At 40.5% G+C, this 7952-nt stretch carries 9 protein-coding genes; 6 read left to right on the forward strand and 3 right to left on the reverse strand.

The genetic code is table 11. The features are described 5' to 3' along the window. Positions 1-245 (forward strand): hypothetical protein (locus V7266_RS19475; RefSeq protein WP_335470104.1); only part of this gene is annotated, 245 nt, incomplete at its 5' end. A 215-nt stretch (positions 246-460) separates the two neighbouring features. Then, positions 461-1168, forward strand: a complete 708-nt coding sequence (locus V7266_RS19480; RefSeq protein ID WP_420491460.1) for a rhamnogalacturonan acetylesterase — start codon at positions 461-463, stop codon at positions 1166-1168. Between the two features lie 142 nt (positions 1169-1310). Here V7266_RS19480 and V7266_RS19485 read toward each other — a convergent pair whose 3' ends face one another. Next, entirely contained in the window at positions 1311-2306 is a 996-nt protein-coding gene (locus tag V7266_RS19485; RefSeq protein ID WP_335470108.1) for an NADPH:quinone oxidoreductase family protein, read from the reverse strand. Between the two features lie 395 nt (positions 2307-2701). Here V7266_RS19485 and V7266_RS19490 point away from each other — a divergent pair, with 395 nt between their 5' ends. Then, positions 2702-3265, forward strand: a complete 564-nt coding sequence (locus V7266_RS19490; RefSeq protein WP_335470110.1) for a DUF2062 domain-containing protein — start codon at positions 2702-2704, stop codon at positions 3263-3265. A gap of 53 nt (positions 3266-3318) precedes the next feature. Here the strand turns inward: V7266_RS19490 and V7266_RS19495 are convergent, their stop codons facing one another. After that, positions 3319-4137, reverse strand: a complete 819-nt coding sequence (locus V7266_RS19495; RefSeq protein WP_335470112.1) for a GDSL-type esterase/lipase family protein — start codon at positions 4135-4137, stop codon at positions 3319-3321. 124 nt (positions 4138-4261) lie between these two features. Further along, positions 4262-5170 (reverse strand): MBL fold metallo-hydrolase, encoded by a 909-nt coding sequence (locus V7266_RS19500; RefSeq protein ID WP_335470114.1) that lies wholly within the window; start codon positions 5168-5170, stop codon positions 4262-4264. Positions 5171-5431: 261 nt separating this feature from the next. On the opposite strand from V7266_RS19500, the gene V7266_RS19505 reads away from it, so the two are divergent. From V7266_RS19505 to V7266_RS19515, 3 genes are all read left to right on the forward strand, one after another. Then, positions 5432-5629 (forward strand): Fur-regulated basic protein FbpA, encoded by a 198-nt coding sequence (locus V7266_RS19505; protein ID WP_335470117.1) that lies wholly within the window; start codon positions 5432-5434, stop codon positions 5627-5629. Between the two features lie 166 nt (positions 5630-5795). Beyond that, positions 5796-7226, forward strand: coding sequence for an amino acid permease (locus V7266_RS19510; protein ID WP_335470120.1), 1431 nt, complete (start codon positions 5796-5798; stop codon positions 7224-7226). Between the two features lie 103 nt (positions 7227-7329). Beyond that, on the forward strand, positions 7330-7848 hold the full coding sequence (locus V7266_RS19515) for an SRPBCC domain-containing protein (protein ID WP_335470121.1): 519 nt from the start codon (positions 7330-7332) through the stop codon (positions 7846-7848). Positions 7849-7952 lie beyond the last annotated feature (104 nt).

Genomic DNA, 7952 nt, shown 5'->3' on the forward strand with positions numbered 1-7952 from the left:
GTCCCAGCCTCTTTTTTATTTTGGCTGTGTTAAACGTTATTATTTATTTTGCAACGATGTTGATTGGAGCGGAAGGCACGCAGACTCCTGCGGGAGTACGGTACAGGGGAGACCCCGCAGGCGCTAAAGCGCCGAGGAGGCTCCCCGGACCGCCCGCGAACCGCTCGTGCCTGGAGCGGAAATCAACATCCCAGATTAACACAGCTTTTATTTTAGAACTGAAAAACTTATGTAAAAAGAATTAAAATGCTGTACAGAAACCTAAAAAAGGTGTAAAAATGGATAGATTGGGAATGTTACAAGAACAATATTTTTACATGAATAGTTCTTTTTTATAGGGGGAAAGAAGTTGAAAAAAAGGTTTGGCATAAAGCTTATATTTATCTCACTGCTCGTCATCCTAGCGGGTTATGCCGCCTACAAGGTTAATACTAGAACAGAAGCGGCACCAAAGCCCGCGATGGCAGAGCAAACACCAACACCTCTCACCATCTATCTTGCTGGAGATTCAACAGTATCCGACTATCCAAGTTCACTATTTCCGCGTACAGGCTGGGGCCAGGTACTTCCCACCATGCTTGACCAACAAGTAACGGTCCGGAATTTTGCAAAGCGAGGAAGAAGTTCGAAAAGCTTCATCCATGAGGGTAGATTGAACTGGATTTTGAATAGCATTCAAAAGGGTGATTATCTGTTTATTCAGTTTGGCCACAATGATGAAAAAGTTAACAATCCAAATCTCTACACAAATCCAAACACAACCTATAAGAGTTATTTAAAACAGTATATTGATGGAGCACGGAGAAAAGGGGCCATTCCCATTCTCATTACACCTGTTCAACGGATGAGTTTTTCAAGTGATGGCAGAGCATTGGATACGCACGGGCGTTATCCAGAAGCCATGAAGGCCCTTGCTAGAGAGCAAAACGTCCCTGTGATTGATTTAGCCGCAAAGAGTAGAAGATTATACCAACAGCTGGGTACCGATGAAACAAAGAAATTATTTTTATGGCTAAAAGCCGGCCAATATCCGAATTACCCGCAAGGAGCTAAGGATCCAACCCATTTTCAGGAATATGGGGCAGAGCATATTGCTAAATTGGTCATTGAGGGGATTGAGGAATTACATCTGCCGATAGAAAATCATATTCTGGCTAAATATCGGTAAAGAATGAAAGAAAGACTGCTTCCTTTTCGTAAGTAAGCAGTCTTTCTTTATGTTTCGTTATAAAAAATTCGGATTGGTGTTTTTGTCAGCAGTTTTAAGCCACTTACCAAGGATTTTTCTATTTATCCGCGAAAACAAAATTCTAGGTTAAACTTACAATCATTCTCCCCCGCGCTTGCCCCTTTAAGAGCGTGGGAAGTACCTCCGGAAGCTGCTCAAGGGACACTTCTTCCTGGATAAGCCCCTCTAGATTTGCGGGTTTAAAATCGGAGGCGAGACGATCCCAGATTTTTAATCGCGTCTCCATAGGACAGTAAACAGAATCAATCCCGAGTAAATTAACCCCTCTAAGGATGAAAGGGAACACGGTCGCCGGCAGCTTAGTCCCGGCAGTTAAGCCACTTGCTGCCACGGAACCCCCGTATTGAATTTGACTTAATAACGACGCAAGCGGTTCCCCGCCGACTGGATCGACTGCAGCGAACCATTTTTGCTTGCCTAAGGCTCTAATTTTTCCATCAAAAACTACTTCACGCGGAATGACTTCGGATGCACCAATTGTTTTCAAGTATTCATGCTCCGCTGTTTTTCCTGTACTAGCTTCGACCTGATAGCCCAGATTGGCAAGAATGGAAACAGCAAAGCTTCCGACTCCTCCCGTTGCACCAGTAACGAGAACCTTGCCCTTAGCTGGTGTAACGTTATTTTCTTCTAAGCGTTGGACGGAGAGTGCAGCCGTAAAGCCGGCCGTACCGATGACCATTGCTTCTTTTAAAGTTAAACCATTTGGCAGTGGAACAATCCATTTTGCAGGAATTCGTGCATATTCGCTGTACCCGCCAAAATGGGAGACACCAATTTCATAACTGGTAGCGATGACCTTATCTCCTTCTTTAAAACGGGCATCACTGGATGAAACAACGACTCCGGCTAAATCAATTCCCGGTACAAATGGATAGCTTGTGACAATGTTGCCATTTGGGATACTAGCTAAACTATCTTTATAATTGACACTTGAGTATTGGACACGAATGAGGACTTCACCTTCTGGCAGATCGGTTAAAGATCGATTTTGTACATTCACTGTAATTTTTTCCTCATGCTTGTCTACAATCAGGGCTTTAAAAGTTTGTGACATAGTGGAGACTCCTTTGTTTTACAAAAATTAGAGATAATTTCATCATACAATAAATAATTTTAGCACTAATTCGTTTTAGTACACATGCTAATTGTGAACTTACGAAGAATAGAAGAAGGTAACTCTTATTGGATGTGGATGAAACTCTGGGTAAATTGTCCCGAAATTGGAACATAATTAGCGATTTGGCATATTCTATAAAAAATTGGGTGCACGATTATAGAAATCCTGCAGCACTTAATAAGGATAGTTGGAAAATGCATCCTCCCTTTATTAAATTTTAATTAATATTCAAAAATCCAGCAATATCCTGACTAGTACTTCTGGTTTATTTAGCGTTTTTGGAATATAATTAACTTATAATCTTTTATTGTATTCGGTTGGAGGGTTAACTTATGAGCATAAAACATAAAAAGCATAATCTCTTTCAGCGTCTAGGACGTGCTTTTAAGTTAAACTTTTTAAAACTTCTAAGGTCTCCTGGCGGGGCCAAAAAGGTGGCATTGGGATTTGCCATTGGATTTGGTCTTGAGATGTTAGTGATTTCTTCCGCTTCTCTCATATATATTTTATTTGTACCCATTGTCCGCTTAGCAAAAGGGTCACTCCCAGCTTCCATTATTGGAAATGTGATCGGAAAACTCACACTGCTGCCAGTTATTTTATTACCTTTTGCCAGAAAATTAGGGAAATTAATCTTTCCAATGAGGGTAAAAATAGGACACAATGGAGACTTTTCATTTCAAAAACTCTTACATGGTGATTTCCATAGCTTAGTAAGCCTAATCCATGGCGGATTTCACGCACTTATAGGAATGACCATTTTTGGTTTGATTCTTGGGGTTGCTTCCTACTTTATCGTCCATTATTTGTATGAAAAAGAAAGAATGAATCGTCTGAAAAGAAGACGGAATAAAAGTGAAATACGAATTAAAAGAGTGAATAAAAACTTTATTTGAACGTGTAAACGTTCGCAGGAAAAAACGAAGGAGTGATGACGCTCCTTCGTTTTTTATGCGGACGTTTTTCGATATTGATGTTTAAATTGGTAAATCATTTGCTCGGAGATGGCGGTATAGCCTGCTAAATTTGGATGGACACCATCCGTTGATAAATTTTGTAAGTGCTCACCGTTAATCACCTTTGTGGTTTCAATCACAATCGAGGAGGGAAGACGGTTTGCCGCTTCATAAATATGGACATTCCATTTTGGCAGCAGTTTATCAGCAAGTGCGTACATTTTGTTATCAGGAGATAACGGATTATATAATTCTAAAAAAACAACTGTGGCATTAGGATTTAATTTAGTAATCCTGGACGTAATGGCAGTTAAATTCTTTGAGAAAGTGGCCTGGAGCTCGTCGTATGTCTGGAAAACGGATTGGAGATCGAGTCCCTTGGCAGCATGAATGATATCATTTCCGCCCACGTTGATGGTGATGATATCAGCTTGCTTAATGGACTCATCAAATTTTCCAGTCTGGACGAGCTGGTTTAATTCACCGCTCGTAATACCGTTAATCCCCTGGTTGTCAGACTCGATCTTTTTATGCGCCTGTTCACTCAGTAAATTGGAAAATTGTGTCACCATATTTTCACTCTGTCCGGCACCTACGCCGCGGATAATCGAATCTCCTAAAGCTAAATGGTGCAAGGTGTCATCTTTTGTGTGTTTAAAATAAGTTAGATAAGAGACTTGATTGTTCGTTTGGCTGGCTTTAACGGTGTGTTTTTTCATTTGATAAAGTTGATAATGAGGATAGTAAATCCAAATAGAAGTACCAATTCCTATAAGCAGAACCAAACAGATTAGGTATTTTAAAAGCTTCATATCATTCACTCCCTGATATTCCATTATAGCAAGGAAAACAATAGAAATATGTAGGGGTTGATTTCCATTGTAAAAATATTAGGCATTCGTTTTTTTCCTTGCTATCTAAAAATCAAACTTCGGATTACATAACCGTTTCACCTAGTAAAAGAACCTTTAACTGTTCTTTCGGAAGCTGCTGTTTTTCCCATTCACGGTATAAGCGGTCTAATGCTTCCGGTCCGGTATCGTCGGCTAATCGGTAAGCTCCGTAATGCATCGGAACAAAGGCTTTCGCCTTTAATTCCAGAAAGGCCTTCACGCTGTCCTCAGGATTAATGTGAGAAACGGCCATAAACCATTCCGGTTCATAGGCACCAATTGGCATAAACACTGTATCTATTTCAAAGCGTTCAGCGATTTGTTTAAAGCCGCTAAAATAGCCTGTATCCCCTACAAAATAAAAGGTTTCCTTCCCCGTCTGAAAGATCCATCCGCCCCAATGGGACGTATTCATATCATTCAATGTCCGTCTCGTCCAGTGCTGGGCAGGGACGAAATGACTGGTAATGCCTTGATGTTCGGCACTTTCCCACCAGTTTAGCTCCGTTACATTTTGATAACCCTTCTTTAAAAAGAGTGATTTTAATCCAACTGGTACATAATAATGAGGGCTGCCTTTTAATTTTTTTAACGTTGGAAAATCTAAATGGTCATAGTGGCCATGGGAAATCACAACCAAATCAATCTCTGGCAGGTCCTCTATAGCGATTCCTGGCGCTGTTAATCTCTTTTGAAAGCCCATCCTCTTCGCCCAGACTGGGTCTGTCAAAATATTTACGCCATTTAGCTGGATCAAAAAGGTGGAATGGCCAATCCAGGTATAGGTGGTCTTCCTCCTGTTTTCATTCAATTCTATTATCTTTTTCTCAGGAGATTGTTCAATATTGGCTGTTAGATCTTTTGTCTTGGATTTTCTTTCTTTTTGCCACTTTCGCATGTCTTTAAACGTTTTGTTATTCTCGACACCATCTAAATTTGTGTATCTCTTCATGGTATTCACCTTGGTCTCTACAGAGTTTAATCTAAAACCAAGTATAGCAATTATTTTTTCAACCATCAAAAATGAACCATTGTAACAATTAGATTAAATATCTTGAAAAAACAATATGTCCATATTCAAAAATGGTTGCGTTCATTAAAATATGGTTAAAGTTTACGATGAGGTGTGGTTTCGACAATATTCTAAAATAGGACTATGTATAATGAAGGGCAGAGGTCAAAAATAAAAGTCTATGAATGGAGGTTTTCTCGGGTGAGTGAATTACTTCAGGAAGCTGTCCACGATAAAAGACAAATTTTGATTGATCAATTAATCCAATCAGGGGTGTATAAGATTAAAAATAAGCATCTATACGAGATGACCCTAAATGAATTGGAAAAGGAATATGTAAACATATGTATGGAGAATAACCTGGCAAACATACTTATATGTAATGAACAACAGATCTAAACATAAGCAAGGGAAGAAGCCGCTCATATTTTGGGCGGTTTCTTTGTGTATAATTGTTTCTTCAGACGGACCCAAATTGCTCTTTCTAGAATCAATTTATAAACGGAGGCTAATAATATCCTTGTCATATTATAGGAAAAATTAAAAGTATGGGAGAAAACATTGAATGGAGACAAAAAGTAAAGGACTGTCCGCGTGGCAGTTAACGATGATGGCCTTAGGAAGTGTCATTGGAGGTTCCTTTTTTCTAGGCTCATCCGTTGCCATCCATGCAGCTGGACCATCTATTTTATTGTCCTATATTTTAGCAGGCGTCCTGGTTTATTTAATTCTTTATGCATTGTCTGAAATGACAGTAGCCGATCCTACTGTCGGCTCATTTAGTAATTTCGCGGCTCGAGAACTTGGTCCTGGATTCGGCTTTGTTGTGGGCTGGCTGTATTGGACAGGTACCGTTTTATCGATGTCAAGTGAAGCGACCGCTATTTCCATCCTGCTCCGTGAATGGTTTCCCCATCTATCAATAGCTATCTTCGGCAGCTTTCTCATTATTGGAGTCACCTTGGTCAATTTATTAGGGGCAGATAAATTCGGTAAGATCGTAAGCGGATTATCCGGAGTGAAAATATTTGCCATTATTTTCTTTATCCTTACCGCAATCGTTTTAATTACAGGCTTGCTGCCTGGCGCTAGAGCAATAGGAACAGGGGAGTTGGCGAGAGAGTCCATCATGCCTGGAGGAATTAAGGGGATTGCGGGCAGTATGTTACTCGTGGTTTTTGCCTATGCAGGTTTTGAAATCATTGGACTGGCCGCTTCAGAAGCAAGAAATCCAAATGACACCATTCCTAAGGCGATTCGTTATACCGTATTTTCTCTAGTTGGACTATATATCTTGTATGCCGCAGTCCTATTACCACTGATCCCGACAGCCGCATTAAATGAAACCATAAGTCCGATGGTGGCATCACTGGATCGATGGGGGATTGGATGGGCCGGTTCCGCACTCAATGGGGTGTTAATTTCAGCTAGTTTATCAGCGATGTTAGCGGCGATTTTTGGGCTGGGGCGAATGATTCGTTCATTAGTAGATGAAGGACATGCCCCACTATTGCTAAAAGATAAAAAAGATGTGCCTTATCGCGGAATTCTTTTTTCCGGTCTTGCTATGCTTTTTGGCTTAGGGTTTGGCCTTTTGTTCCCTAGGGTCTATTTGGTATTGATCAGTACGAGCGGCTTCACATTAATTTTTACTTACGCGGTGATTATGGCCAGTCATATCCGCTTTCGCAAAAGGGCAGGCTGTCCCCCAAACGGCATCTGCCAAGTAAAGGGCTTTCCTTATACTTCGTATATTGCTTTAATTAGCTTGGTTGTCGTTCTTTTAAGTATGCCGTTAATTCCGGGCCAAGGGACAGGGCTTGTGGCCGGAATAGTTATGACAGTCCTGTTCACAGCCTCTTATTTTGTGATGAGATATCGGATGAGCACGAAGGACAAGTCAGAAGTTCGAAAGGGAATACAGCCTAAGCCCAATTTAGTAACTGAATTCTCAGAAGAACTGACTCCGATTCAAGAGGAAAATAAAGAGAAGTAAGAAATAAGCTGACTCACTAAGTCGTTGACTAACGGCCTTGTGAGTCAGCTTTTCTTATGAGGCCCAATCGCAGACCAATTTGTTTTAACAAATGAGCCCATTAATGAATAAACTGATAAAAATGATGAATCTGTTGGCTATTGGAGGAGAAACAGTGGAAATCGAATACCAGTATCGCTTTGGGTTACCAAGAACCATAGTCTGGAAGTATATCAAAAATGAAAATCTCTTAAAAAATTCGTTACAGGGATGCAAGTCTTTTATAGAGACATCAACGGGTGTTTACAAGGGGGAAATCGATATTCATCTGGGACCCCTTCATGATCTTTTTAATTTTGACGTCCAACTGGATGAAGAGAAGGCGCCAGTCACATTACGGCTAAAAATAAAAGGGCATGGCAGCTTAGGAGAACTGAACGGAAATGCCATACTTTTGTTTAAAGATTATCAAAGCGGAACCCAAATCCTTTGTAAGGCTAAAGGTGAGGTTTCGGGGGCCCTGGGCTTAACAGGTAAGAGGCTTTTGGATTCCGGGGCCACCAAGGGATTAGAAAATTTTTTTAGTAATCTTGAAAAAGAAATGAAGCGAACACTTTATGAATTGAAAAAAAGAAATAGATGAGTGAGCGATTCTGTTAATCGCTCTTTTTATATGTTGGCTGTGTTAGAGGTTACTGTTGATTTCGAGACAATGTTGATTGGAGCGGATAAGCTCGACTCCTGCGG

Origin of the sequence: Neobacillus drentensis (assembly GCF_036965645.1) — a bacterium.
Classification (GTDB): Bacteria; Bacillota; Bacilli; order Bacillales; family Cytobacillaceae; genus Neobacillus; species Neobacillus drentensis_D.

Bases quoted from the DNA above. Each gene is read 5' to 3' on its own strand.
- V7266_RS19480 (WP_420491460.1), top strand. From the start codon at position 461: ATGGCAGAGCAAACACCAACACCTCTCACCATCTATCTTGCTGGAGAT.
- V7266_RS19485 (WP_335470108.1), bottom strand. From the start codon at position 2,306: ATGTCACAAACTTTTAAAGCCCTGATTGTAGACAAGCATGAGGAAAAA.
- V7266_RS19490 (WP_335470110.1), top strand. From the start codon at position 2,702: ATGAGCATAAAACATAAAAAGCATAATCTCTTTCAGCGTCTAGGACGT.
- V7266_RS19495 (WP_335470112.1), bottom strand. From the start codon at position 4,137: ATGAAGCTTTTAAAATACCTAATCTGTTTGGTTCTGCTTATAGGAATT.
- V7266_RS19500 (WP_335470114.1), bottom strand. From the start codon at position 5,170: ATGAAGAGATACACAAATTTAGATGGTGTCGAGAATAACAAAACGTTT.
- V7266_RS19510 (WP_335470120.1), top strand. From the start codon at position 5,796: ATGGAGACAAAAAGTAAAGGACTGTCCGCGTGGCAGTTAACGATGATG.
- V7266_RS19515 (WP_335470121.1), top strand. From the start codon at position 7,330: ATGAATAAACTGATAAAAATGATGAATCTGTTGGCTATTGGAGGAGAA.